This is a genomic window from Paraburkholderia sp. JPY419 (genome assembly GCF_050435705.1).
Classification (GTDB): Bacteria; Pseudomonadota; Gammaproteobacteria; order Burkholderiales; family Burkholderiaceae; genus Paraburkholderia; species Paraburkholderia youngii.
The window spans coordinates 1,837,057-1,860,854 of the sequence record NZ_JBNDKV010000002.1 but is presented as its reverse complement, the minus strand read 5'-3'; the positions used below and the strand labels follow the sequence as shown (position 1 = coordinate 1,860,854).

Below are 23,798 nucleotides of genomic sequence, written 5' to 3'. Positions count from 1 at the left end.
AAGGTCCATGAAAATCGGCGAACTGGCGAAAATCGCTCATTGCACGACGGAAACCATCCGTTTTTACGAAAAAGAGCGCCTGCTGCCCGAGGCGGAGCGCACCGAAGCCAACTACCGCAGTTACACGGCGAAGCACGTCGAGCGCTTGCGTTTCATCCGCAATTGCCGCGCGCTCGACATGACCCACGACGAAATCCGCGCATTGCTGCGTCTGACCGACGCGCCGGCGAACGGCTGCGGCGGCATGCATACGCTGGTCGAGGAGCACATTGCGCATGTCGACACGCGTATCGAAGAACTGCATCAATTGAAGGCGCAACTGACTACACTGCGCGACCAATGCCACGGCGAGCATCCGGTCGAAGACTGCGGGATCGTGCACGGCCTGACCGACATGGATGTGGCCGTGCCGCGTCCGCGGCATACGCATCTCGGCTGACGCTATGCCGGCCGTCGTCGTGCGCTTCGAAGGCACGACGCGGCGCCGGCGCAACAACCCCATACACGGCAAGGCCGCGCGAGCGACCTTGCCGATTGATCATCGAATCCAGTTGGAGAATCAACGTGTTCACCTGTAGAAACCAGTCCTGCGGCGCGCCGTGGGAGCAATCCGACGTCGTCATCAAGAACGAAGGCCAGGGGCTCCTGTTCCGCTGTCCGCTGTGCGGCGCGCGCAACTACGTCGAGCGTTTCGACGGCGACGACGGCGAGGTGCTGTACGAGCAGCTGCCGGGCCGCCCCGATCATGGCCCGATGGCCGAGTAATCGCGATTTCTACAGACGACCCTATGAATAGTCCCACCCCCGCCGGCGCCGCATTCAGCGAACTGCCGCTCCCGCCCGCGACGCTCGCGAACCTGACGCAGCTCGGCTACCTCGAGATGACGCCGATCCAGGCCGCGAGCCTGCCGATCGCGCTCGCTGGCCATGATCTGATCGCTCAGGCGAAAACCGGTAGCGGCAAGACCGCGGCGTTTTCGCTGGCGCTGCTTGCGCGCCTCGACGCGCGCAAGTTCGACACGCAGGCGATGGTTCTCTGCCCGACGCGCGAACTCGCCGATCAGGTCACGCAGGAAATCCGCCGTCTCGCGCGCGCGGAAGAAAACATCAAGGTGCTGACCTTGTGCGGCGGCACGCCGATGCGTCCGCAGACGGCGAGCCTCGAACACGGCGCGCACGTCGTGGTCGGCACGCCGGGCCGCATCATGGATCACCTCGAACGCGGCACGCTCGTGCTGCAAGCGCTGAACACGCTCGTGCTCGACGAAGCCGACCGCATGCTCGACATGGGTTTCTTCGACGACATCGCGAAGGTCGTGCGGCAATGCCCGAAAGAGCGGCAAACGCTGCTGTTTTCGGCGACGTACCCGGAGGGCATCGCCAAGCTGAGCCAGCAATTCTTGCGAAACCCGAAGGAAGTGAAACTCGCCGAGCGGCACGACGACAGCAAGATCCGTCAGCGTTTCTACGAAGTGACCGAAGACGAGCGTCTGCACGCGGTCGGCCTGCTGTTGAATCACTACCGTCCGGTCAGCACGATCGCGTTCTGCAACACGAAGCAGCAGTGCCGCGATCTGCTCGACGTACTGCGCGCGCAAGGCTTTCATGCGCTCGCGCTGCACGGCGAACTCGATCAACGCGAGCGCGATCAGGTGCTGATCCAGTTCGCGAACCGCAGCTGCTCGGTGCTGGTCGCGACCGACGTCGCCGCGCGCGGCCTCGACATCGCGCAACTCGAAGCGGTGATCAACGTCGACGTGACGCCGGACCCGGAAGTGCACACGCACCGCATCGGCCGCACGGGCCGGGCCGACCAGGAAGGCTGGGCGCTGAGTCTCGCGAGCATGGACGAGATGGGGCGTGTCGGCGGGATCGAGCAGGCGCACAAGCGCGACGTCGAATGGCACAAGCTGGCCGAGTTGAAGGCGGCCAGCAACGACCCGCTGCTGCCGCCGATGGAAACGCTGCAGATTCTCGGCGGCCGCAAGGACAAGATCCGTCCCGGCGACGTGCTCGGTGCGCTGACCGGCGACGCCGGTTTCGCGGGCTCGCAGATCGGCAAGATCAACGTGACCGACATGTCGACTTATGTCGCGGTGGAGCGCAGCATCGCGCGCGAGGCGGTGCGCCGGCTCAGCGCGGGCAAGCTGAAGGGGCGCAAGGTCAAGGTCCGTTTGATGGACGAAGCGTGATTCACGCGAAGCGCCAGCTTTCCTTGAAAGTCCGATAACTCGAAAACGGCCGCGTCTGCGGCCGTTTTCGTAGGCAAACCGCTCAGCATCACATTCCTTCATACCTACGCGGGTTCCCGCATTCGCCACCGCCTCCCCACAAACCATGATCCCGCAGGCTTGCCCCGGCGCGCAGCGGCCTACCGCGAGCCATGACGAAAACGCATGCCGCGCATGACAAAGTTTCGATTGTGAGCGTTCTTTGGCTGATGCCTAATCACCCCACTGGAAGGAACGCCCCGCCGCCGCCGTTTCGTGCGGCCGCCAGCGGCTGAAGAAAGGGAGAAAGTCTTATGCAGAGCGCCATGCAAGCCCGCTCGAAACTGCCGGACGTCGGCACCACCATTTTTACCGTGATCGGCCAGCTGGCCGCGCAACATGATGCGTTGAACCTGTCGCAGGGCGCACCGAATTTCGCGCCGGACCCGAAGCTCGTCGACGGCGTCGCGCAGGCGATGCGCGCCGGTCACAACCAGTACGCGCCGATGGCCGGCATCCTCGCGCTGCGTGAAGCGCTCGCCGACAAGGTGGAAACGCTGTACGGCGTGCGCTACGACCCGGCCAGCGAAGTGACGGTGCTCGCGAGCGCGAGCGAAGGGCTCTACTCGACGATCAGCGCGCTCGTGCATCCGGGTGACGAAGTGATTTACTTCGAGCCGTCGTTCGACAGCTATGGCCCGATCGTGCGCCTGCAGGGCGCGAAGCCGGTTGCGATCAAGCTGTCGCTCGATCACTTCCGCGTGAACTGGGACGAGGTCGCCGCGGCGATCACGCTGAAGACGCGCATGATCATCGTCAACACGCCGCACAATCCGACCGCGACGATCTTTAGCGACGCCGATATCGAGCGGCTGAAGGCGCTCACGCGTAACACCGACATCGTGATTCTGTCCGACGAGGTCTATGAGCACGTCGTGTTCGACGGCACGAAGCATCAGAGCATGGCGCGCCATCGTGAACTCGCGGAGCGCAGCGTGATCGTGTCGTCGTTCGGCAAGTCGTATCACGTGACGGGCTGGCGCGTCGGCTATTGCCTCGCACCCGCCGCGCTGATGGACGAAATCCGCAAGGTCCACCAGTTCATGGTGTTCTCCGCCGATACGCCGATGCAACACGCGTTCGTCGACGCGCTCGCCAATCGCGACAGCTATCTCGGCCTGTCCGACTTCTATCAGAAGAAGCGCGATCTGCTCGCGCATGCGCTGCGCGAATCGCGCTTCGAGTTGTTGCCGAGCGAAGGCAGCTTCTTTATGCTCGCCCGGTTCCGCGGCTTCTCCGATGAAAGCGACAGCGATTTCGTGCTGCGCCTGATCCGCGATGCGCGCGTCGCGACGATTCCGTTGTCGGCGTTCTACACCGACGGCACGGATTCGGGACTGATTCGCCTGAGTTTCTCGAAGGACGACGCGACGCTGCTCGAAGGCGCGCGGCGTTTGTGTGAAATCTGAGCGCGCGAGAGCACACTCCACGTATCGAAGTGATCAAGGTATTCGAAGAAAGAAGGGGGACGTTATGAAGATTCTTAAGTGCTTGTTGGCGCTGGCCTGTGCCGGCGCGTCGCTCGCCGCATGGTCGGCCGCCAACGCCGCCGATACCGCGACGCTGCGTTTCGGCCTCGAAGCGCAGTACCCGCCGTTCGAATCGAAAGGGCCGAACGGCGAGTTGCAGGGGCTCGATATCGACGTGGGCAACGCGGTCTGCGCGGCCGCGCATATGACGTGCAAGTGGGTCGAAACCTCGTTCGACGGCCTGATTCCGGCACTGCAGGGCCGCAAGTTCGACGCGATCAATTCGGCGATGAACGCGACCGAACAACGCCGCCAGGCGATCGATTTCACGACCGTCGTCTATCGCGTGCCATCGCAGCTGATCGCGCGCAGCGACAGCGGTTTGCAGCCGACGCCCGAGTCGCTGAAGGGCAAGCGCATCGGCGTGCTGCAAGGCTCGATTCAGGAGACCTTCGCAAAGGTGCATTGGGAACCGGCCGGCGTGACCGTGCTGCCGTATCAGGATCAGAACCAGGTCTATACCGATCTGACCGCTGGCCGTCTCGACGGTACGCTGGTGCTCGCGCCGGCCGGACAAACGGGCTTTCTGTCGAAGCCCGAAGGCAAGGGCTATGCGTTCGTCGGTCAGCCGGTGCGTGACGACAAGATTCTCGGCAGCGGCATCGCATACGGCATTCGCAAGGGCGATACCGCGTTGCGCGATCAGTTGAACGCTGCGATTGCGAAAGTGCAAGCCGATGGCACGGTAAAGACGCTCGCCGCGAAATATCTCGGCAATATCGACGTCAGCGAGAAGTAATCGCGTCGCGTTCGGCCGGCGGCGCCGTTTGTGGGCGGCGCCGCGCGTTCGCTTGTTGGTCGGGCGTTTGACGGCTACGATACGGAGGCTTCGCGAAGTCGCAGACAACGGCGAAGTAGGCGGATCAACCGGAGAGCGCGCATGAGCGAGACGATCGAAGAGGCGAGCGCTGCAAACACCGCGCGCGCCAAAGGCGCGGACGCGCCGCGCTTCTGGCGTAGCGACGCGCTACCGTTCATCGAAGCACGATCGATCGACGATGGCCGCAAGGTCTGCTACGCCAAGCATTCGCACGAAACGTTTTCGATCGGCGCGGTGACGGGCGGCCGCAGCGTGTATCTGAACCGCCACGCGCGAGAGTGGATCGGCGCGGGCGCCGTCGTGATGATGAACCCCGACGATGTGCACGCGTGCAACCCGGTTGCCGGCGAGCGCTGGTCGTACCGGATGCTGCATGTCGACGTCGCCTGGTTCACGAAACTTCAGCACGAGCTGGGCTTCAACGAGAATCATGCGTTCCGCGCGTTTTCGCAGATCATGACGCTCGACGCCGCGTTGTTCGATGGCCTGAACCGGCTGTGCGCGATTCTCGCCAGCAACGATGGCGACATCGACACGCTGCGCAAGGAAAGCGCGGCCATCACTTTCTTCTCGAACGTGCAGCAAACACTCAATCCGGCGAGCCTCCCCGAGCGTGCCGCCAGCGGCCAGCTCGCGCGTGCCGCGGAGTACATCGCCGAAAACTGCACGCGCGCGCTGAAACTCGACGACGTATGCGCAGCCGCCGGGCTGTCCGCTTCACATCTGATACGCGCGTTCAAGCTGCGCTACGGCATGACGCCGCACGCGTATCTGATCAACCGACGCATCCAGTACAGTCGTGCGCAACTGCGGCGCGGCGCGCTGATCGCCGATGTCGCGCTCGATGCAGGCTTCGCCGACCAGGCGCACTTGCAGCGCACCTTCAAGCGGCTGGTCGCGGCAACGCCGGGGCAATATCGCAGCTGAGCATGACGCGGCGTGGTGAAGCCTCATCGGCAAGCAGGCGCGACTCAGGTCACTCCACGAGCAGATACATCGCACTGAGCGCGAGCAGCGCCGCCATCACGCGATTGAACACCCGGACTCGCTTCGCCTCACGCAGATGCCTGCGCAAAAACGTGCCGGCATAGGCCCAGCTCGCGATCGACAGATAGCAGAGCACGAAGTACAGCGCCGCGAATTGCCAGACGAGCCCGCCGTCGCCGCCTGCCGCATATGCGCCCATGCCGGCCAGCGATGCGAGCCACGCCTTCGGATTGAGCCATTGCATCGCCGCGCCGTGCGCGAACGACGGCCCGCGCGTCGGCTTGCCCGCGCCGAGCTGGCCGTTATCGATGGTGAGCTTGTAGGCCATATAGAGCAGAAAGCCAACGCCCGCCCATTTGACGATCTCGATCAGATTGGGAAAGCGCGCGAGCAATTCGTGCAAGCCAAGGCCGATCAACAGAAGCAGCAACGTGAAACCGACCGTCGCGCCAGTGACGTGCCGCAGACTCGCGGCGAGCCCGTGCTGCGCGCCGGCGCTCAGCGCGACGACGTTGACCGGGCCGGGAGAAATGGAACTGGCGAGCGCGAACGCGGCCATCGAAAGTAATGCGGTCATCGGATGCCTCGAAACGTGAGTGTGCGAATGAATTGCGACGCTCAACGGTAACGAGACGGCGAGGGCATGTATTGAAGGAAATTACCCAATCGAAACCCAAACATAATCCGACGACGCGGTGATTCGATAACAAACATGCGTTTGAATTCAGAGCTAATTACGCGCAAACGTTACCCAAAAAATTAATTTCTGAATTATCAGGCAAATTGTACCGATCGATCGCTATGATATGTCCCTATGCAGCGCGCAAGTATTCGGCTCGATAAACAGGCCGAGACCTCGAAAAACCAGCGATACAGGGCTTAACGACTTACTCGCACGAAGTTAAATGCATCGAGCGCGGCGAATGCTTTGCATCAGTATCAATAGGTCGGACGTTTCTACTGGAAACGACCGGTCGAATGCATAAAAGGGAGTGCATGTGGGTCCCCATGTGAGCAGGCAGAAAATTGCGGACGAATTGAACGAGCTGTGTCTCGCGTTATTCGACGGTTGGTGCGAGCGCAGGTGCGTGATTCCGCTCGCGTATCTGCTGCACGTTTGGCCGATCGTCGATGCGACGCAGCGCTCGTTCAAGCGACCACGCGACAACCTGCGGGATCTCGAATGCTGGCACCTGAACGACCTGTCCGACGAAGATAGCGGGAGGATTCGCTATCTGCTGAGTGTTCTGTCCCAACAAACCGGAAGCGTAGTGAGCACTTCGACAAACTGACTCCCGCCGTTGGAAACGCAGAGCACATGATCTATCGAAGAAAGGGCCGGTTTCGCCTGCTGATCGCATGGGGGCGCGGATGGCGGGTGCCGCGCGATGGCGTTATCTACGCCGGATGCGGCGTGGTGCTGGCAATGCTCGCGCTGTGCGGCTACACGCTGTATCAGAGCCGCGAAGATGCGATCGGGCGTGCACTGGATTCGACGCGCGATGTCGCGACGATCACCCAGCGCGACATCGCGCGCAATTTCGAGTTGTACTCGCTGTCGCTGCAGGCAGTCGCCGAGGGTCTCGGCCGTCCGGGTGTGCTCGATTCGCCGCGGTTGTGGCGCGAGATCCTGTTCGATCGCGCGGCGACCGGGCAATACGTCGGCGCGATGGTGGTGCTCGACGCAGTGGGCAACGTGGTGATCGATTCGGAAAACGACGTGCCGCGCCGGGGAAACCTCTCCGACCGCCAGTACTTCAGGATTCATCGCGAAGATCCGAATTTCGGGCTCTATGTCAGCTCGCCGTATAACTCGAGACTCAGACCCGGTTCGCGCAGCATCGCGCTGAGCCGGCGACTGTCGCGGCCGGATGGATCCTTTGCGGGAATCGTCGCGCTCGGTATCGATCAGGAGTATTTCGCCAGCCTGTTCGCGGATCTGAGGATAGGGCAGCACGGCTCGGTGTCGATCGTCAGAACGGACGGCACGATCATCGTGCGACGGCCCGACGATCGAAACGTAACCGGCACCGATATCAGCAAGACGGAGCTCTTCCAGCGGCTGCTTGCGAAAGACGAGCGCAGCTTTATCGCGTCTTCGCCGCTCGACGGCGTCGAGCGCCTTTACTCGTTCAGACGGATTCCACAATTGCCGCTGATCGTGCTGGTCGCCGATTCGACTGCCGATATCTACGCGGGCTGGTGGAAGCGCGCGCTGACGATCGGTTCGCTGATGCTAATCCTGGGGATCGGCGTGATCGTGCTGGCGGCGTGGCTCGGCGCCGAGTTGCGGCGACGACAGCAGGTGGAGCACGAACTCGAACGGCTCGCCGGTACGGACGGGCTCACCGGCTTGCCCAATCGCCGCGCACTGTGCGAAACGCTTGATCGCGAATGGCTGCGCGCGCGCCGCACCGACAGCGTGTTGTCGCTGCTATTCGTCGATATCGATCACTTCAAAGCCTACAACGATACGTATGGTCACCAAGCCGGCGACGTCGCACTGACCGCGGTCGCGCGCTGCATCCGCGGAGTGATCCAGCGGCCGGGCGATTGCGTCGGCAGATACGGCGGCGAGGAGTTCGTCGTGGTGCTGCCAGATACCGACGTGAGCGGCGCCGGGGTGGTCGGCGAGAAAATCCGCGCGGCGATCGGCGAACTGGGCATCGCGCACGAGGGCTGCGAGTTTGGGCGAGTGACGGTCAGCATCGGCGCGACCACGTCTCGTCCGGATCGGGCGACGGATGTCGGAGCCGTCGTTCGGGCTGCCGATGAGGCGTTGTATGCGGCAAAGGCCGGTGGCCGGAATACGGTCGCGCAGACGGGAGTTGGGTGACCGGTCGCTCGTGATGGTTCTGCGCCGGAAGTGAAAAAGGGTTGAGACGCTTTCGCGTGCAACCCTTTTTATATTTTCGCGTCGTGTTAACTGACGCTAGCGGTCGAGGCTTAGAACGGGCCAGCGATCACGCGCACCAGCCTACTACGCAGCGGCGGCACGGCTTCGGCGAACTCGAGATTCACTTTGTTGGCGACGCTCGGATACGAGTCTGATACGTTCTGCCGCACGCTGGCCAATCATTTGAATTTATTTCTTTGTTGATACTCGTCTTTCCATTCATGTGAGGAAAGGAAAGGCATATGAATGTCGGCTGCTGTTCGAGAAACTTGAGGGAAATTAGAGAAATTATGCGAAATGAGTGGAGAATGGTCGATATAACCGCGCCCGGAACGCAAAAAGCCCGGTCGCAGTGACCGGGCTTTTTGCTTGAATCTGGTGGTGGGGCGTGAGTGACTCGAACACTCGACCTACGGATTAAGAGTCCGCTGCTCTACCAACTGAGCTAACGCCCCAACAGAAGCGAAATTATGCAGGATCTTTTCGAGATTGCCAAGCCCTATTCGCCGTTTTATTAAAAAAATCGCATCGCCCGTACTTGAGCGTTCCCTCGACAAAGCCGCCGTCCAGAAAACATCGTCGCGTCCAACGCGGCCGGTATCATGTCGCGGACACTACGCTGCGTGCAGCATCGCGGCTTTCGACCGGGATTGCCATGGATGACAAAGAGATTACCCAGTTGCTCGACCGAGTCCTCGCGCCATGGGTCCGGGCGCTCACGCTGACGCCGATCAAGGTCGACGAGGAAAGCGCCACACTGCGTTTGCCATTCTCTGGCGAGTGGCGTCACTCGGGCGGCATGATCAGTGGCCAGGTGTTCATGGCGGCCGCGGATACGGCGATGGTCGTCGCCATCACCGCCGCGCTCGGCGGCTTCAAGCCGATGAGCACGGTGTCGCTGAACATTAACTTCATGCGCGCGGTCCGCAAGGGCGATGTGCTGATCAAGGCGCGTGTGCTGCGCATGGGCCGCAATCTCGTGTTCGGCGAAGTCGAACTGTTCGACGAAGGCGGCAACATGGCCGTTCATGCCACCACGACCTACGCGTTGCTCGAGTGAACGCCCGACGGACCCGAGCCGGCCACACAATCCACCGTAGCAAGAGCAAAGCAAAGCAAGGAAAAGCAGCATGTTCGATCAGGTCGTTTTCGCCGGTGGAGGCAACCGCTGCTGGTGGCAGGCGGGTTTCTGGGACGTCGTGCAGCCGCGGCTCAACATCCGTCCGCGCGTGATCACCGGCATTTCGGCCGGCGCCGCAACCGCCTGCATGATTTACACGCGCGGTGATTCCGACTGGGTCATGCGTTATTACGAGGACGCGCTGCGCCACAACACGCGCAACGCCTACTGGGGCAACCTGCTGCGCGGCGAGTCGGTGTTCCCACATTACCGGATCTACCGGCAAGCGCTGCTCGATATCTATGGCGACAAGTTTTCGAGGCTCGCACAGGCGCCGGAAATCCGCATCGGCGTGTCGCATCTGCCGCGCTGGCTCGGCGCGCGAAGCGCGGTCGCGGCGGGGCTGGTCGCGTACAACATCGAAAAATACCTGCGCAAGACGCTGCATCCGACGCTTGGTCGGACACTCGGCTTTCATCCTGAATTCGTGCGCGCGCAGGATTGCGCGAGCGTCGACGAGTTGGCAGACCTGATCCTGCAATCGTCGAGTACACCGCCGTTCACGCCGGTTCTGCGGCGCAACGGCCGGCCGGTGCTGGACGGCGGCATGGTCGATAACGTGCCGGTCGGCGCACTAGATGCCGACACGCCCGGCAACGTGCTCGTGATGGTCACGCGTCTTTATCCGCGGCCGCAGATGTTCGTCGTGCCGCACGGCGTGCAGCAACGGCTTTACGTGCAGCCGTCGCGCAAGGTGCCGATTTCGAGTTGGGATTACACGAGTCCATCGCAGATGGTGCACGCCTATAACCTTGGCCGTGCCGACGGCGAGGTCTTTCTTGAACGCATCCCCGCATTGATGGAGGCGGGAGCGCACGAAGCGCGGTAAGCAAATGCGGCAGGGCAGGGCTGGACACACCTAACCCGCCGGCCACTTCGCCCACCCATCACCGCCGACGCCCGCCCTGCAGTGCCTCCGGATTTGCGACACTGGCGGTATCGCCGGCATCGAAAGCGAGGATGTTCTTGAACGCCGCCGAAAAATACAGCTCGTAGCTCTCGCGCTCCACGTAGCCGATGTGCGGCGTGCAGATCACGTTTTCCATGCGCAGCAGGCTATAGCCCTGCAGGATCGGCTCGCTTTCGTAGACGTCGATCGCGACCATCCCCGGACGGTTGTGCGATAGCGCGTTGACCAGCGCGTTCTCTTCGAGCAGCTCGGCGCGGCTCGTGTTCACGAGCAGCGCGGTCGGCTTCATGCGCATCAGATCGTCCTGCTTGACGATGCCGCGCGTGTCGTCGTGCAGACGCAGATGCAGCGACAACACATCGCTGGTCTCGAACAGTTCCTCACGACTCGCCGCGACGCCGTAGCCATCGGCGCGAGCGGCTTCGCGCGAATGCTCGCGGCCCCAGATCAGCACGTTCATGCCGAACGCCTTGCCGTAGCCGGCGACCAGCCGGCCGATCTTGCCGTAGCCCCAAATCCCCAGCGTCTGGCCGCGCAGCACTTGCCCCAAACCGAAGTTCGGCGGCAGCGCCGACGTCTTCAGCCCCGACTGCTGCCAGGCGCCCTGCTTAAGGTTTGCCACGTATTGCGGAATACGACGTTGGGCGGCCATGATGAGTGCCCACGTCAGTTCAGCCGGCGCGACCGGCGAACCGGTGCCTTCGAGCACGGCAATGCCGCGCTCGGTACAGGCAGCCAGATCGATGTGGCTCGCCACTTTGCCGGTCTGACTGATCATCCGCAAACGCGGCAGCTTATCGAGCAGTTGCGACGTGATGCGAGTACGTTCGCGGATCAGGACGAGGGCGTCGACTTCCGCAAGACGGCTCGCAAGTTGTCCGAGACCGCGCACGGTATTGTTGAATACTTTGACTTCCTGGTCGGCCAGCAATTGAAAGCAGTCGAGCTTGCGAACGGCGTCCTGGTAATCGTCGAGGATGGCAATCTTCATGGTATGTAATTTGCGGCGCACCCGCGTGGTGCGAACCGAATGTTATGCTGACTGTCCCAGCATGTGACTTAGGTCACACGCTGGTCTGGCTAGATGCCCTACCGTAGAAGTTGCCGCACCAAAAAAAGAACGGCAGCGCTACGTGAAGGCGAATTGAGAACGTTTTTAGCAGTTTGTTGCGTGCTGAGGCAAGCCGCTTTACACAAGGTTGCAGAAGCCTTGTAGACGCGGGCCTCCGCCTGACAAGCTGTGTGGCCCAGGACGATTTGCGCAATCATGCGCCGGCAGTCGGAAATTGGCACGTCGGCGTGATGAATTCAATGCCTCTCGCATGCAGCGTCCCAGGGCTTGTACCGTTTTTTTTTTGCTTCAAACGGAGACAAGTCGATGAATCTTCCCTCGTTCGAAGGGCCGCCCACTATCGAGGCGCCCACATGGGTCAAACACCGAAAGCTGATCGACTGGGTCCAGCGCGTCGCAGCGCTGACCAAGCCCGCACAAGTGGTCTGGTGCGACGGCTCGCAGGAAGAATATGACCGCCTGTGCGCGCAGATGGTCGAAGCAGGAACCCTGAAGAAACTCAACCCCGCCAAGCGTCCCAATTCCTATCTCGCGTGGTCCGATCCGTCCGACGTCGCGCGCGTGGAAGATCGTACTTTCATCTGCTCGCAGCGCGCCGAGGACGCCGGCCCGACCAACAACTGGATCGCTCCGGCCGAAATGCGCGCGACGCTCGACGGCCTGTTCGACGGCGCGATGCGCGGCCGCACGATGTACGTGGTGCCTTTCTCGATGGGCCCGCTCGGCTCGCCGATCGCGCACATCGGCGTCGAGTTGAGCGACAGCCCATACGTCGTGACCAACATGCGCATCATGACGCGCATGGGCCGCAAGGTGTACGACGTGCTCGGCGAGGACGGCCCGTTCGTGCCATGCGTGCATTCGGTCGGCGCGCCGCTTGCGGAGGGCGAGCAGGACGTGTCTTGGCCTTGCAACAAGACCAAGTACATCGTGCATTTCCCCGAATCGCGCGAAATCTGGAGCTTTGGCTCGGGCTATGGCGGCAACGCGCTGCTCGGCAAGAAGTGCTTCGCGCTGCGCATTGCATCGACGATGGGCCGGGACGAGGGCTGGCTCGCCGAACACATGCTGATTCTCGGCGTCACTTCGCCGGAAGGGCGCAAGCATCACGTGGCTGCGGCGTTCCCGTCGGCGTGCGGCAAGACCAACTTTGCGATGCTGATTCCGCCGGCCGGCCTGAACGGCTGGAAAATCTCGACGATCGGCGACGATATCGCGTGGATCAAGCCGGGCAAGGACGGCCGCCTGTACGCGATCAATCCGGAAGCCGGCTACTTCGGCGTTGCGCCGGGCACGAGTGAAAAGACCAACTTCAACGCGCTCGCCACCTTGAAGGAAAACGTGATCTTCACAAACGTCGCGCTGACCGACGACGGCGACGTGTGGTGGGAAGGCATGACCGACGAGCCGCCGGCGCACCTGATCGACTGGCAGGGCAAGGACTGGACGCCGGCCGACGCAAAGGAAACCGGCCGCAAGGCGGCGCATCCGAACGCACGCTTCACGGCGCCGGCTTCGCAGTGCCCGTCGATCGATGCGGACTGGGAAAACCCGGCCGGCGTCGCCATCGACGCGTTCATCTTCGGCGGTCGTCGCTCGACCACCGTGCCGCTCGTGACCGAAGCGCGCAACTGGGTCGAGGGCGTCTACATGGCAGCGACGATGGGCTCCGAAACCACCGCCGCGGCCGCTGGCCAGCAGGGCGTGGTGCGCCGCGATCCGTTCGCGATGCTGCCGTTCTGCGGCTACAACATGAGCGACTATTTCAGCCATTGGCTGAAGACCGGCGAGCGTTTGCAGCAGCTTAGCGCGAAGCTGCCGAAAATCTTCTGCGTTAACTGGTTCCGCAAGGGTCCGGACGGCAAGTTCGTGTGGCCCGGCTTTGGCGAGAACATGCGCGTGCTGAGCTGGATGGTCGGTCGCATCGAAGGCACCGCGCAGGGCGAAGAGCATGCGTTCGGCATTTCGCCGCACTATGGGGACATCGACTGGAGCGGTCTGAACTTCACCCGCGAGCAGTTCGAGCAGGTGATTTCCGTCGACGCCGCTGCATGGCGCGACGAGCTCGCGTTGCACACGAAGCTGTTTGACACACTGCAACACGGTCTGCCGCCGGCGCTATCGGAAGCTAAGCGGGCGCTCGAGGAAAAACTCACAGCTTGACTATGTGAGTGCCCACTTAGCCTGAAAAGCCGCCCTCGGGCGGCTTTTTCTTTGGGGCCGGATTGGTGCCCATCCTTCGACTTCCGCAACACCGGGGCAACCGTTGCATCTGTTCGAACAAAAAAGACAGTGCAAGCTGCAGCGCGGCAGATTGTTTTCGATTTGGGAACAATCGTTGGTCGGACCCGGTTTTATCGACATGGTCGTACCAAAATCGACAATATTTCCTGTTTTGCGGGCAACTTCTGCACGATATTGCGAGTCGTAGGAGAATTCCAAGTTCGCTTCACTGGTTTTCACCTATTGTCAGGAAGCAGTAACAAGGCAGGGAGTTGTCCTATGGATCATTTGCAGTCGATGCGAGTTTTCGTCAAGGTGGCGGATCTCGGCAGTTTTGCCCGCGCCGCGGGCGCGATGGATATTTCCAATGCGGTTGCCACCCGTCATGTTGCCGACCTCGAAGGCCGTCTTGGTACGCGGCTGCTCAATCGCACGACACGCAGCTTGTCGCTGACCGAATCCGGTCAGGTCTATCTCGAGCGCGCCCGTCAAATTCTCGACGAACTGGAAGACGTCGAACAGATGGTGGTCGCTCGCAATCACGAACCCGTCGGCACCCTGCGCATCGTCGCGCCCGTCGTGTTCGGGCTGCATAACCTCGCGCCCGTGCTGCAAACGTATGCGGAGCGCTATCCGAAAGTCATTCCCGACGTCACGCTGGTCGATCGTCAGGTCGATCTGGTCGAGGAAGGTTTCGACGTCGGCGTCGTGATCGCGCGGCAAATGCGCAGCGCGAGCATCGTCACGCGGCGTTTGACCACCGGCTGTATGACCGTCTGCGCGACGCCGGCTTATCTGGAAAAGCATGGCACGCCGACGCGTCCCGAGCATCTGCTCGAACATCCGTGCCTGAGCTTGCCGTCCGAATACTGGGGCGATGAACGCGTGTTCACGGGGCCGGAAGGCGAAGTGCGCGTGCGGCCGTCGAACGTGATCGTCGCCAACAACACTGAGATGCTGCGGCAGTTTGCGCTGCTGGGCATGGGCATCGCGATTCTGCCGAGCTATCTGATCGGTCGCGACATGACGCGTGGCCGGCTCGTGCGTTTGCTCGGCGATTACCGTTTGCCGCAGGTCGAGATCAACATTGCGTACCCGAGCCGCCGTCACCTGCCGGCCAAGGTGCGCACGTTCATCGATCATCTGGTCGAGCACTTCAGCCAGACGCCGAACAGCGTGCTCGGCGAACAGTGGATCAAGGACGGTTTGGAGCGCCCGGCGACGTCGGCCGCGTTCGAAACTGCCGAGTCCCGCGCCCCCGAAGCGTTCGATGGTGCGGAGCCGCTGTCGCGGCTCCTCGATAGCGAGCTGTCGCCTGCCGTACCGAAGCCGATGACGAAGTCGTCCAACCGCAGCAGCCGTCCGACGGCGTTGTCGCCGCTCTAAATCGCTGAATGTCTAAGCCCGCAGCGATGCGGGCGGACAGTAAAAAGGCGCAGTCACCTGAAGTGACTGCGCCTTTTTCTATGGGCAGATGCGGATGCAGAGCAAAGCGCGGGCTATGCACGGATCGCCGATCGCGGCGGCGGAATGTAGCCATTCCTTCTACCCCGCGAGCCGCCGATCCGAATCCCGCCTAATTAGCCGATTTTTCGCGCCGCGGTCTTTTTCGCCGGTGCCTTCTTGGCCGCCGCGGTCTTGGCGGCGGGCGCCTTCTTCGCCGCCACCTTCTTTTCCGCCGGCTCGGCCTTCACTGCCACCGCGGTATCGCCTTCGTCCGCTTCCGGCATCGCCTTCGCCGCCGAACGAGCACCTGAAGTCTTCGCTGCCGCGGTCTTCGCCGCCGCCGGCTCCTTCTTCTCGAATTCAAAGCCGATCTTGCCGTCGTTCTGCTTGACGAGGAACGCCTTGAAGTTTCGGCCGGTACGCGACGACTTGAAGTTCGTCAGCAGATCGGTGCGCCCTTCCTCGAGCAGCTTGGCCATCTGCTCGCGGGTGATTTCCTGCTGCAGGATCACCTTGCCGGAGCGGAAGTCGCACGACTTCGGACTCGCCACCGAGTTTTCGCAGACGTAGCTCATGCCGTGCTCGAACACGCGGCCCTGACACTTCGGACACGCGCCGACCGGCTGCTGATCGGAGAAGTCGGGCGGTTCGCCGTCTTCGCCGGCAGCGTCCTGGCCGAAGTCGAACTCGAGCTTGTAATTCTTGATCTCGTCGTCGAGCGACAGTTTCAGGATCGCCGAGAACGGCCGACCCATCTTGCTGCGGAAGCCAGACAGCGGTCCGATCGTCCTGTTCTGCAGCAGTTCTTCGACTTCGGCGATCTCGAACTGACGGCCACCCGGGATCTTCGAGATCGAGAATTCGCACTTCGAGCACGCGAAGCGCCGGTAATTTTCCTTCACCTGGCCACCGCAATTCGGGCAAGGTGTCTGCAACGTCGCGTAATCGCCCGGGATCGTATCCGAATCGTATTCCTTCGCGCGTTTGACGATGGTTTGCGTCATGCGCGCGATTTCCTGCATGAACGCGTCGCGCGGCAGGTTGCCACGCTCCATCTGCGATAGCTTGTATTCCCATTCCCCGGTCAGTTCGGGTGCGGTCAGCTCCTTCACGCCGAGGCCGCGCAGCAGCGTCATCAGCTGGAAGGCCTTGGCGGCCGGAATCAGATCGCGGCCTTCGCGGATCAGGTACTTTTCGGTCAGCAGACCTTCGATGATTGCCGCGCGCGTCGCCGGCGTGCCGAGCCCCTTGGCCGCCATCGCCTCGCGCAATTCGTCGTCTTCGACCAGCTTGCCCGCGCCTTCCATCGCCGACAGCAGCGTCGCTTCGTTGTAGCGTGCGGGCGGTTTGGTGACCAGTTGCTGCGCGGCGATCTTGTCGGTCTTGACCTTTTCGTCTTTCTGCACCGGCACGAGGTTCGCGTCTTCGCCGCTGGTTTCGCGGCCGTAGACCTGCAGCCAGCCCGGCTCGACGAGCACCTTGCCCTCGGTCTTGAAGTAATGGCCGACCACCTCGGTGATGCGCGTCGTCACACGGTATTCGGCGGCCGGGAAGAACACCGCGAGGAAGCGTTTGACGACGAGGTCGTAGAGCTTCTGTTCCGGCTCAGACAGATTCTTCGGCGCCTGCAGCGTGGGGATGATGGCGAAGTGGTCGCTGATCTTCGAATTGTCGAAGATGCGCTTGTTCGGCTTCACCCAGCCCTTGTCGAGCACCTGTTTCGCGAACGGCAGGTAGTTGTTGCTCTCCTTGAGCATGCCGAGCGTCTGCTTGACCGTGTCCAGATAGTCTTCCGGCAGCGCGCGCGCGTCGGTTCGCGGATAGGTCAGCACCTTGTGCTTTTCGTACAGCGCCTGAGCGAGGCCCAGCGTATTCTTCGCCGAAAAGCCGAAGCGGCCGTTGGCTTCACGCTGCAGGCTGGTCAGGTCGAAGAGGGCCGGCGACAGCTGGGTCGATGGTTTCGACTCCTCGGTCACCACGCCCATCTGGCCACGGCAGGCCGCGACGATCGTCTCTGCCGCGGGCAGCGACCAGAGGCGCGAATCGCGCTTTTCCGGATCGAACTCGTCGCGCTTGAATTTCGGGTCGAACCAGCGGCCTTCATAAAAGCCGGCCGCGCAGACGAACTCGGCCTTCACTTCCCAGTAGTCGCGCGGCACGAAGCGACGAATCTTCTCTTCGCGTTCGACGACGATCGACAGCGTCGGCGTCTGCACCCGGCCAACCGTGGTCAGAAAAAAGCCGCCGCCCTTGCTGTTGAACGCGGTCATCGCGCGCGTGCCGTTGATGCCGACGAGCCAGTCGGCTTCCGAGCGGCAGCGCGCCGCGTCGGCGAGCGGCTGCATCTCTTCGTCGCTGCGCAGGCGTGCGAAACCCTCGCGGATCGAGCCGGCCGTCATCGACTGCAGCCACAGCCGTTGCACCGGCTGTTTGGCTTTCGCGTGCTGAGCGATCAGGCGGAAAATCAGCTCGCCCTCGCGCCCCGCGTCGCATGCGTTGATCAGACGGTCGATATCCTTGCGCTTCATCAGCTTGGTCAGCACCTTCAGGCGCGACTCGCTCTTCGCGATCGGATTCAGATCGAAATGCGGAGGAATGACGGGTAGGTTGGCAAAGCTCCACTTGCCGCGCTTGACTTCGTATTCGTCGGGTGCGGCGATTTCCAGCAGATGGCCCACTGCCGACGAAAGAACGTAGTCGTCGCTTTCGTAGTACTCGTCATGCTTGGTAAAGCCGCCCAAAGCGCGCGCGATGTCGTTCGCGACAGAAGGCTTTTCGGCGATGATCAGTGCTTTGGACATGACTCGATGTGAGGTTGGTAGATCCGGGTTGGTGGCCTTGAGCGCCAACATGGCGCGCGACGCTCGCTTGAGACCTCTTTCGACCCAATAACGACCGCTTTATAGCACAAGGCGCGAACCCAACGGGTCAAGTGCGATAAAAGCGCGCCATCATAATTGCGCGTCCGGCGGTTGATCAACTGCGGCAAACGCCGCGTGCGGACAGCGATGCCAGCGGCGATGCTGTCCCAGAAATGGTCGGCGACGGCCCGTGCCGCAAGCCGCGCTTCGCGAGGCTTTCCGTTTGGCCGTGCGGCGCGCGAAGCCGCCTTCAGGCGACCGCCAGCGCAGGCCGCAGCTTCGGCGCACCGGTCACGCCGGGCAGTGCGGTCAGATCCGATAGCATCCGCTCGACGATCGACACCTGTGGCAAAACCGTACCGAAAAACCGTGTCGTCACCGAGTCTTCGATCAGGACGGTCGGGAAATTCTCGACGTCCAGATCGTCGAACCGATCTGCATGAGTTTCGATGTCGATCCATGCGAAACAGACTTCCGGGTGCCGCTCGGCCAGTTGGTTGAAGGCGTCCCGGTACTCGCGACACGTTCCGCACCACTCCGCGCACAGGCATGCAACGAACAGAGTGTCGGGGTCGTTGACGCGCTCGGCGATCCGGTCCTGGTCGGTGTCGAGGTTCAGCGCGGGCATGAGGTGATTTCCTTGTGTGCTTTGTCGGGTGCTTTGGCGCGAATGTAGCATGGCCGGTCGCGAAGAGTTGCCAGTCTGTGTTGATCCCGGTCAGTCTCGGCTCAGTCATGATGGGCTCGCATGAAGCGGCCGCCGGGCAGCAGCGTGACCTCGCCGGCGAGTTCGAGCCGGAGCAGGGCGGCGTGCAGGGCCGCGTCCTGCATCTCGGTGCGAGCGGCGAGAATTTCAAGCGTGGTCGGTGAGTGGCCGAGCGCGGCGAGCAGACGTTGGGAGTCGGGGAGCGCCGGCTGTGGGGCCGGCCCGATCGGCCGTGTATCGGCGAAGGCGGCGCTCGCAGCTCGCAAAGCGGTCCCGCCCGACGAAACGCGCAAACGCGCCTGATCCAGCGGAGCGGCCTGTTTCGCTGCGCGTCCCGCGTGGTTCGCCGTCCGTCGGACAAAGCCCAGCTCTTCCAGCACCTCGTCTGGTGTTTCCACGAGCCGCGCGCCCTGCTTGATCATCCGATGACAGCCGCGCGACAACGGCGCGTAAATCGATCCTGGCAACGCGAACACGTCGCGCCCCATCTCGTTGGCGAGCCGCGCGGTAATCAGCGAACCGGAGCGCATAGCCGCCTCGACGATCACGACTCCGCCGACCAGCCCGGCGATCAGGCGGTTGCGCTGTGGGAAATTGGCGGCGCGCGCGGGCGTGCCTAGCGGCCACTCCGACAGAATTGCGCCCTGCGCTCCGATCTGCCGCGCGAGCGCCTGATGCGCGGCCGGATATACGAGGTCCGCGCCAGTGCCGATCACCGCGACCGTCCCGCCGACACCTTCGAGCCCGCCCCGATGCGCGGCGCCGTCGATGCCGAGCGCGAGCCCCGAGACGACCGTCACGCCCGCCGCCGACAGCGCTCGCGCGAACCGCCGCGCATCCTCGATGCCCTGCGGCGTCGCGCTGCGGCTGCCCACCAGCGCGACCGCGCGCGTATGCAGCAGATCGAGCCGGCCCTTTATATATAGAAGCGGCGGCGGATCGGGCATCGTCAGCAGCGCGGGCGGGTAGGCGGGGTCGTCGAGCGTGACGATCTGGTTGCCCGGCTGCTCGCGCCATGCGAGCACCGCCTCGAGCTGGCCGTCGAACGCCGGACCCGGCGGCGCCAGCACCGCGCGCGCAGCGGTCTCACCGGCGACCTCGGCGAGCGCATCCGGCGACTGCGCAAACAGCGCTTCCGGCAGTCCGAATGCGGCTAGCAACAGGCGCAACGCCGCGGGTCTGAGGCCCGGTGCAAGCGACAACCGCAGCCAGGCGGCCAGTTCGATACGAGTTGCGGGCAAGGTGTGCATGTGGGTCGCTCCTCTGGCGGGGCCTGCGGGCAGGCGGGCGCCATGCTAAAATTTTCATGATCCGAAATAAAGCCGTGCAATAGAACGGCAATGAGCCGCGAATACCGCGGCGCCGCGCGTGAGCGCGCGGGTTCGTCGTCGGGCGCGCGAGGCGCGTTGAATCGAACTGGTTCGACACCATCTATCCTCTGCGTATTACGACGGGCTCACAACCTGGCCGAATGGCCAACGCGAGCCTCCAATGGTTAGCGGCGTCTGAAATCACACTCGAAATCATGGCTTTACTGAATATCCTCAATTACCCCGACAAACGGCTGCACAAGGTGGCGAAGCCAGTCGAGGAGGTCAACGATCGTATCCGCCGCCTCGTCGCCGACATGTCCGAAACGATGTACGCGGCGCCCGGCGTCGGCCTCGCCGCCACCCAGGTGGACGTGCACGAACGCGTGATCGTGATCGACGTGTCGGAAACGCACGACGAATTGCTCGCGTTCATCAACCCGGAAATCATCTGGTCGAGCGATGAGAGGAAGTTGTCGGAAGAGGGCTGCCTGTCGGTGCCCGGGATCTACGACAACGTCGAGCGTGCCGAGAAAGTGCGCGTGCGTGCGCTCAACGAGAAGGGCGAAACGTTCGAGCTCGATTGCGAGGGCCTCCTCGCCGTGTGCATCCAGCACGAGATGGATCACCTGATGGGCCGCGTGTTCGTCGAATATTTGTCGCCGCTGAAGCAAACGCGCATCAAGAGCAAGATGAAGAAGCTCGCCCACGCGATGTAACGCGCTTTCAACTTGCCCGCCGCTCGTTCATGACTCATTCGTTGCGCGTCATCTTTGCCGGTACGCCGGAATTCGCCGCGGCCGCGCTGGCCGCGATTCATCGCGCCGGGTTTGCCCTGCCGCTCGTCTTGACACAGCCGGACCGGCCCGCGGGACGCGGCATGAAGCTGCAGGCGAGCCCCGTCAAGCGCTACGCACAGGAGCATGGCCTCGCGGTTGCGCAGCCCACGTCGCTGCGCCGCGCCGGCAAGTACCCCGAGGAAGCCGTCGCCGGCATCGAGCAACTGCGCGCGACGCCGCACGACGTGATGGTGGTCGCCGCCTACGGGCTGATCCTGCCGCAGGAAGTGCTCGACATTCCGCGCTTCGGCTGCATCAACATTCACGCGTCGCTGCTGCCGCGCTGGCGCGGCGCGGCGCCGATTCATCGCGCAATCGAAGCGGGCGACGCGCAAACCGGCATCACGCTGATGCAGATGGACGCCGGCCTCGACACCGGCGCGATGATCTCCGAAGTCCGCACCCCGATCTCCGCCGACGACACCACCGCCACGCTGCACGACCGCCTCGCCGAGCACGGCGCGCAACTGATCGTCGATGCCCTGACCGAGCTCGAGCGCAGCGGCAAGCTGGCCTCGACCCCGCAACCGGCCGACGGCGTGACCTACGCCGAGAAAATCGCCAAGCACGAAGCGGCGCTCGACTGGCGCCGCCCGGCCGAGGCGCTCGCGCGCCAGGTGCGCGCGTTCGATCCGTTCCCCGGCGGCGCCGGCACGCTCGCCGACGGCAGCACCGTCAAGATCTGGGCCGCCACCGCCGTGGCCTCGCCGACCTCCGGCAACGACAAGGCGCCAGGCACTATCACCGAGGTTTCTCCCGACGGCGTGCTGGTCGCTTGCGGCGAAGGCGCACTGCGTCTGACGCAATTGCAGAAGCCCGGTGGCAAGCGCCTGCCGGTGCGCGAATTCCTTACCGGTTCGCCGCTCGCCGCAGGCCAGCGCTTCGAGCTTCCCGAGGCGCAATAGGCGCGGCGCGCACCCCGGAGCATCGTTGATTCCGCCGGCGTTCCCTGCGCCCGCCGCGAGCCCGCCGCGCGTTAGAATCCTCCATGCAGCAGACCATGGTTTTCGAGGGTTCATCACATGTTCGGCATCGTCCATTTCGAGTTTTTCATCGTCGCGGTTTTTCTCCTGAACATCACGCCGGGGCCGGATACCGCTTATATCGTCGGGCGCAGCGTCGCCCAGGGCCGCGGCGCGGGGCTGATGTCGGCGCTCGGCATTTCGGCGGGCTGCTGCATTCACTCGCTGGCCTGCGCGTTCGGGCTGACCGCGCTGCTGGCCGCGTCGGCCACCGCGTTCACCATCGTCAAATTCGTCGGCGCGATTTATCTGATCTATCTGGGTGTGCGCCTGATCTTCACGAAGCCGGCCGCGGTTGCACCTGCCGGCGACGCGCGTGCGCCGTCCACGCCGAAGTCGCTGCGGCAGTTGTTCCTGCAAGGCTTCTGGACCAATGTGCTGAACCCGAAGGTCGTGCTGTTCTTCGTGTCGTTCTTCCCGCAGTTCGTGGCGACGGGCAGCGAACACAAGACCTTCGCGTTTCTGGCGCTCGGCGCGGTCTTCGTGCTGATGAGCATGGTCTGGAACAGCTTCGTCGCGTGGATCGCGGGCAGCGTCACGCAGCGTTTCTCGGGCAAGCCGACGGTCAAGCGTTGGCTCGATCGCGGCGTCGGCAGCGCGTTCGTGGGCCTCGGCATCAAACTCGCGACCGCCTCGCGATGATTGAATTTTCCCGCATCGCCCATATCTAACGTTTCGCTTACAATCTGGCGCCGCAATCGCGCGGCACGGAGACGAAGGCCACGCTCGGGGCAAGGAGTTGCAGACATGTTCAATTGGGTTGAAAACCGCGATGTTGATGGCCGCGATTACGGCCCTTTTCATCGTGATCGGCGGGATGATCGGCGGGTCGCGCGGCATGATGCTCGCGCTCGTGATCGCCCTTGGGATGAATTTCTTTTCGTACTGGTTCTCCGACAAGATGGTCCTGCGCATGTACAACGCGCAGGAAGTCGACGAAAACAGTGCGCCGCAGTTCTATCGGATGGTGCGCGATCTCGCCACGCGCGCGAACCTGCCGATGCCGCGCGTCTACCTGATCAACGAAGACGCGCCGAACGCATTCGCCACCGGCCGCAATCCGGAGCACGCGGCGGTCGCGGCGACCACCGGCATTCTGCGCGTGCTGTCCGAGCGCGAAATGCGCGGCGTGATGGCGCACGAGCTTTCGCACGTGAAGCACCGCGACATTCTGATCTCGACGATTTCTGCGACCATGGCCGGCGCGATTTCCGCGTTGGCGAACTTCGCGATGTTCTTCGGCGGCCGCGACGAAAACGGGCGTCCCGCGAACCCGATCGCGAGCATCGCGGTTGCGCTGCTCGCGCCGATTGCGGGCGCGCTGATCCAGATGGCGATTTCGCGTGCGCGCGAATTCGAAGCCGACCGTGGCGGCGCGCAAATTTCGGGCGACCCGCAGGCCTTGGCGTCGGCGCTCGACAAGATCCATCGCTATGCGAGCGGCATTCCGTTCCCGACGGCCGAGGCGCATCCGGCCACCGCGCAGATGATGATCATGAATCCGCTCTCGGGCGGAGGTATTGCGAACCTGTTCTCGACACACCCTGCGACCGAAGAACGCATCGCGCGTCTGATGGAAATGGCGCGCACCGGGCGCTTTGACTGAGCCGCCGCGTCGTTCGGCGCGTCGATCCTGAAGTACTGAAGAGCGGGCCCGCGAGGCTCGCTTTTTTTTTCGCACCGTTCGTCGCCACCGCGCGACAGCGTCTGCCGCCGCCCCCGCACGG

At 63.1% G+C, this 23,798-nt stretch carries 20 protein-coding genes, 1 tRNA gene and 1 pseudogene; 16 read left to right on the top strand and 6 right to left on the bottom strand.

Annotated features, from left to right (window positions below; all coding sequences use genetic code 11):
- Positions 1 to 7 precede the first annotated feature (7 nt).
- The 6 genes from cadR (at position 8) to QFZ91_RS14630 (ending at position 5,546) form a co-directional block, all read left to right on the top strand.
- Positions 8 to 439 (top strand): Cd(II)/Pb(II)-responsive transcriptional regulator, encoded by a 432-nt coding sequence (gene cadR / locus QFZ91_RS14655; RefSeq protein WP_176109857.1) that lies wholly within the window; start codon positions 8 to 10, stop codon positions 437 to 439.
- Positions 440 to 564: 125 nt separating this feature from the next.
- The gene (locus QFZ91_RS14650) at positions 565 to 765 is read left to right on the top strand and encodes a hypothetical protein (RefSeq protein ID WP_429567636.1); all 201 of its coding nucleotides are present in this window, start codon (positions 565 to 567) and stop codon (positions 763 to 765) included.
- A gap of 23 nt (positions 766 to 788) precedes the next feature.
- Entirely contained in the window at positions 789 to 2,192 is a 1,404-nt protein-coding gene (gene dbpA, locus QFZ91_RS14645) for an ATP-dependent RNA helicase DbpA (protein WP_368622958.1), read from the top strand.
- A gap of 332 nt (positions 2,193 to 2,524) precedes the next feature.
- Entirely contained in the window at positions 2,525 to 3,679 is a 1,155-nt protein-coding gene (locus tag QFZ91_RS14640; RefSeq protein ID WP_429567635.1) for a pyridoxal phosphate-dependent aminotransferase, read from the top strand.
- A gap of 64 nt (positions 3,680 to 3,743) precedes the next feature.
- Complete coding sequence (locus QFZ91_RS14635; RefSeq protein ID WP_429567634.1) at positions 3,744 to 4,538, top strand: ABC transporter substrate-binding protein; 795 nt, start codon at positions 3,744 to 3,746, stop codon at positions 4,536 to 4,538.
- A gap of 141 nt (positions 4,539 to 4,679) precedes the next feature.
- Entirely contained in the window at positions 4,680 to 5,546 is an 867-nt protein-coding gene (locus QFZ91_RS14630) for an AraC family transcriptional regulator (protein WP_429558727.1), read from the top strand.
- Positions 5,547 to 5,595: 49 nt separating this feature from the next.
- Here the strand turns inward: QFZ91_RS14630 and QFZ91_RS14625 are convergent, their stop codons facing one another.
- On the bottom strand, positions 5,596 to 6,183 hold the full coding sequence (locus QFZ91_RS14625; protein ID WP_429567633.1) for a LysE family translocator: 588 nt from the start codon (positions 6,181 to 6,183) through the stop codon (positions 5,596 to 5,598).
- 421 nt (positions 6,184 to 6,604) lie between these two features.
- Here QFZ91_RS14625 and QFZ91_RS14620 point away from each other — a divergent pair, with 421 nt between their 5' ends.
- Entirely contained in the window at positions 6,605 to 6,898 is a 294-nt protein-coding gene (locus QFZ91_RS14620; protein ID WP_429567632.1) for a hypothetical protein, read from the top strand.
- A gap of 26 nt (positions 6,899 to 6,924) precedes the next feature.
- Positions 6,925 to 8,442, top strand: coding sequence for a sensor domain-containing diguanylate cyclase (locus tag QFZ91_RS14615; protein WP_429567631.1), 1,518 nt, complete (start codon positions 6,925 to 6,927; stop codon positions 8,440 to 8,442).
- Positions 8,443 to 8,881: 439 nt separating this feature from the next.
- On the opposite strand, the gene QFZ91_RS14610 is transcribed toward QFZ91_RS14615, so the two are convergent.
- Positions 8,882 to 8,957: transfer RNA gene (locus QFZ91_RS14610), tRNA-Lys, on the bottom strand.
- Between the two features lie 200 nt (positions 8,958 to 9,157).
- On the opposite strand from QFZ91_RS14610, the gene QFZ91_RS14605 reads away from it, so the two are divergent.
- Together QFZ91_RS14605 and QFZ91_RS14600 are read left to right on the top strand one after the other, a co-directional pair.
- Positions 9,158 to 9,562 carry a PaaI family thioesterase gene (locus tag QFZ91_RS14605; RefSeq protein WP_176109847.1) on the top strand — a complete coding sequence of 135 codons (405 nt, stop codon included), beginning with the start codon at positions 9,158 to 9,160 and terminating at the stop codon, positions 9,560 to 9,562.
- A gap of 70 nt (positions 9,563 to 9,632) precedes the next feature.
- Positions 9,633 to 10,511 carry a patatin-like phospholipase family protein gene (locus QFZ91_RS14600; protein WP_429567630.1) on the top strand — a complete coding sequence of 293 codons (879 nt, stop codon included), beginning with the start codon at positions 9,633 to 9,635 and terminating at the stop codon, positions 10,509 to 10,511.
- A gap of 58 nt (positions 10,512 to 10,569) precedes the next feature.
- On the opposite strand, the gene QFZ91_RS14595 is transcribed toward QFZ91_RS14600, so the two are convergent.
- Positions 10,570 to 11,583 (bottom strand): D-2-hydroxyacid dehydrogenase family protein, encoded by a 1,014-nt coding sequence (locus QFZ91_RS14595; RefSeq protein ID WP_429567629.1) that lies wholly within the window; start codon positions 11,581 to 11,583, stop codon positions 10,570 to 10,572.
- Between the two features lie 387 nt (positions 11,584 to 11,970).
- Between QFZ91_RS14595 and QFZ91_RS14590 the strand changes: the two genes are divergently transcribed.
- Together QFZ91_RS14590 and QFZ91_RS14585 are read left to right on the top strand one after the other, a co-directional pair.
- Complete coding sequence (locus QFZ91_RS14590) at positions 11,971 to 13,827, top strand: phosphoenolpyruvate carboxykinase (GTP) (RefSeq protein ID WP_429567628.1); 1,857 nt, start codon at positions 11,971 to 11,973, stop codon at positions 13,825 to 13,827.
- Positions 13,828 to 14,166: 339 nt separating this feature from the next.
- Positions 14,167 to 15,273: a LysR family transcriptional regulator gene (locus tag QFZ91_RS14585; protein WP_176380641.1), complete on the top strand. Its 1,107-nt coding sequence runs from the start codon at positions 14,167 to 14,169 to the stop codon at positions 15,271 to 15,273.
- A gap of 194 nt (positions 15,274 to 15,467) precedes the next feature.
- On the opposite strand, the gene QFZ91_RS14580 is transcribed toward QFZ91_RS14585, so the two are convergent.
- From QFZ91_RS14580 to dprA, 3 genes are all read right to left on the bottom strand, one after another.
- Positions 15,468 to 18,134, bottom strand: a complete 2,667-nt coding sequence (locus QFZ91_RS14580; RefSeq protein ID WP_429567627.1) for a DNA topoisomerase III — start codon at positions 18,132 to 18,134, stop codon at positions 15,468 to 15,470.
- A gap of 310 nt (positions 18,135 to 18,444) precedes the next feature.
- Positions 18,445 to 18,822, bottom strand: a complete 378-nt coding sequence (locus tag QFZ91_RS14575) for a thioredoxin family protein (RefSeq protein WP_176380643.1) — start codon at positions 18,820 to 18,822, stop codon at positions 18,445 to 18,447.
- 101 nt (positions 18,823 to 18,923) lie between these two features.
- A complete protein-coding gene (gene dprA / locus QFZ91_RS14570) occupies positions 18,924 to 20,150 on the bottom strand; it encodes a DNA-processing protein DprA (RefSeq protein ID WP_429567626.1) in 1,227 nt (408 codons plus the stop codon).
- A gap of 275 nt (positions 20,151 to 20,425) precedes the next feature.
- Here dprA and def point away from each other — a divergent pair, with 275 nt between their 5' ends.
- The 4 genes and pseudogenes from def to htpX all read left to right on the top strand — a co-directional run bounded on the left by def (position 20,426) and on the right by htpX (position 23,677).
- Complete coding sequence (gene def, locus QFZ91_RS14565) at positions 20,426 to 20,929, top strand: peptide deformylase (protein WP_429567625.1); 504 nt, start codon at positions 20,426 to 20,428, stop codon at positions 20,927 to 20,929.
- A 29-nt stretch (positions 20,930 to 20,958) separates the two neighbouring features.
- A complete protein-coding gene (fmt, locus tag QFZ91_RS14560) occupies positions 20,959 to 21,954 on the top strand; it encodes a methionyl-tRNA formyltransferase (protein ID WP_429567624.1) in 996 nt (331 codons plus the stop codon).
- 117 nt (positions 21,955 to 22,071) lie between these two features.
- Positions 22,072 to 22,713 carry a LysE family translocator gene (locus QFZ91_RS14555; RefSeq protein ID WP_176367364.1) on the top strand — a complete coding sequence of 214 codons (642 nt, stop codon included), beginning with the start codon at positions 22,072 to 22,074 and terminating at the stop codon, positions 22,711 to 22,713.
- 105 nt (positions 22,714 to 22,818) lie between these two features.
- A pseudogene (gene htpX / locus QFZ91_RS14550) lies at positions 22,819 to 23,677 on the top strand (zinc metalloprotease HtpX).
- Positions 23,678 to 23,798: the final 121 nt, after the last annotated feature.

What these genes read in the sequence shown, in the direction of transcription:
- QFZ91_RS14625 (WP_429567633.1), bottom strand. Translation starts at nt 6,183, where the DNA reads ATGACCGCATTACTTTCGATGGCCGCGTTCGCGCTCGCCAGTTCCATT.
- QFZ91_RS14595 (WP_429567629.1), bottom strand. Translation starts at nt 11,583, where the DNA reads ATGAAGATTGCCATCCTCGACGATTACCAGGACGCCGTTCGCAAGCTC.
- QFZ91_RS14615 (WP_429567631.1), top strand. Translation starts at nt 6,925, where the DNA reads ATGATCTATCGAAGAAAGGGCCGGTTTCGCCTGCTGATCGCATGGGGG.
- QFZ91_RS14580 (WP_429567627.1), bottom strand. Translation starts at nt 18,134, where the DNA reads ATGTCCAAAGCACTGATCATCGCCGAAAAGCCTTCTGTCGCGAACGAC.
- QFZ91_RS14585 (WP_176380641.1), top strand. Translation starts at nt 14,167, where the DNA reads ATGGATCATTTGCAGTCGATGCGAGTTTTCGTCAAGGTGGCGGATCTC.
- QFZ91_RS14600 (WP_429567630.1), top strand. Translation starts at nt 9,633, where the DNA reads ATGTTCGATCAGGTCGTTTTCGCCGGTGGAGGCAACCGCTGCTGGTGG.
- dbpA (WP_368622958.1), top strand. Translation starts at nt 789, where the DNA reads ATGAATAGTCCCACCCCCGCCGGCGCCGCATTCAGCGAACTGCCGCTC.
- QFZ91_RS14575 (WP_176380643.1), bottom strand. Translation starts at nt 18,822, where the DNA reads ATGCCCGCGCTGAACCTCGACACCGACCAGGACCGGATCGCCGAGCGC.
- dprA (WP_429567626.1), bottom strand. Translation starts at nt 20,150, where the DNA reads ATGCACACCTTGCCCGCAACTCGTATCGAACTGGCCGCCTGGCTGCGG.
- QFZ91_RS14630 (WP_429558727.1), top strand. Translation starts at nt 4,680, where the DNA reads ATGAGCGAGACGATCGAAGAGGCGAGCGCTGCAAACACCGCGCGCGCC.
- QFZ91_RS14555 (WP_176367364.1), top strand. Translation starts at nt 22,072, where the DNA reads ATGTTCGGCATCGTCCATTTCGAGTTTTTCATCGTCGCGGTTTTTCTC.
- cadR (WP_176109857.1), top strand. Translation starts at nt 8, where the DNA reads ATGAAAATCGGCGAACTGGCGAAAATCGCTCATTGCACGACGGAAACC.
- QFZ91_RS14640 (WP_429567635.1), top strand. Translation starts at nt 2,525, where the DNA reads ATGCAGAGCGCCATGCAAGCCCGCTCGAAACTGCCGGACGTCGGCACC.
- QFZ91_RS14635 (WP_429567634.1), top strand. Translation starts at nt 3,744, where the DNA reads ATGAAGATTCTTAAGTGCTTGTTGGCGCTGGCCTGTGCCGGCGCGTCG.
- QFZ91_RS14590 (WP_429567628.1), top strand. Translation starts at nt 11,971, where the DNA reads ATGAATCTTCCCTCGTTCGAAGGGCCGCCCACTATCGAGGCGCCCACA.
- fmt (WP_429567624.1), top strand. Translation starts at nt 20,959, where the DNA reads ATGACTCATTCGTTGCGCGTCATCTTTGCCGGTACGCCGGAATTCGCC.
- def (WP_429567625.1), top strand. Translation starts at nt 20,426, where the DNA reads ATGGCTTTACTGAATATCCTCAATTACCCCGACAAACGGCTGCACAAG.
- QFZ91_RS14605 (WP_176109847.1), top strand. Translation starts at nt 9,158, where the DNA reads ATGGATGACAAAGAGATTACCCAGTTGCTCGACCGAGTCCTCGCGCCA.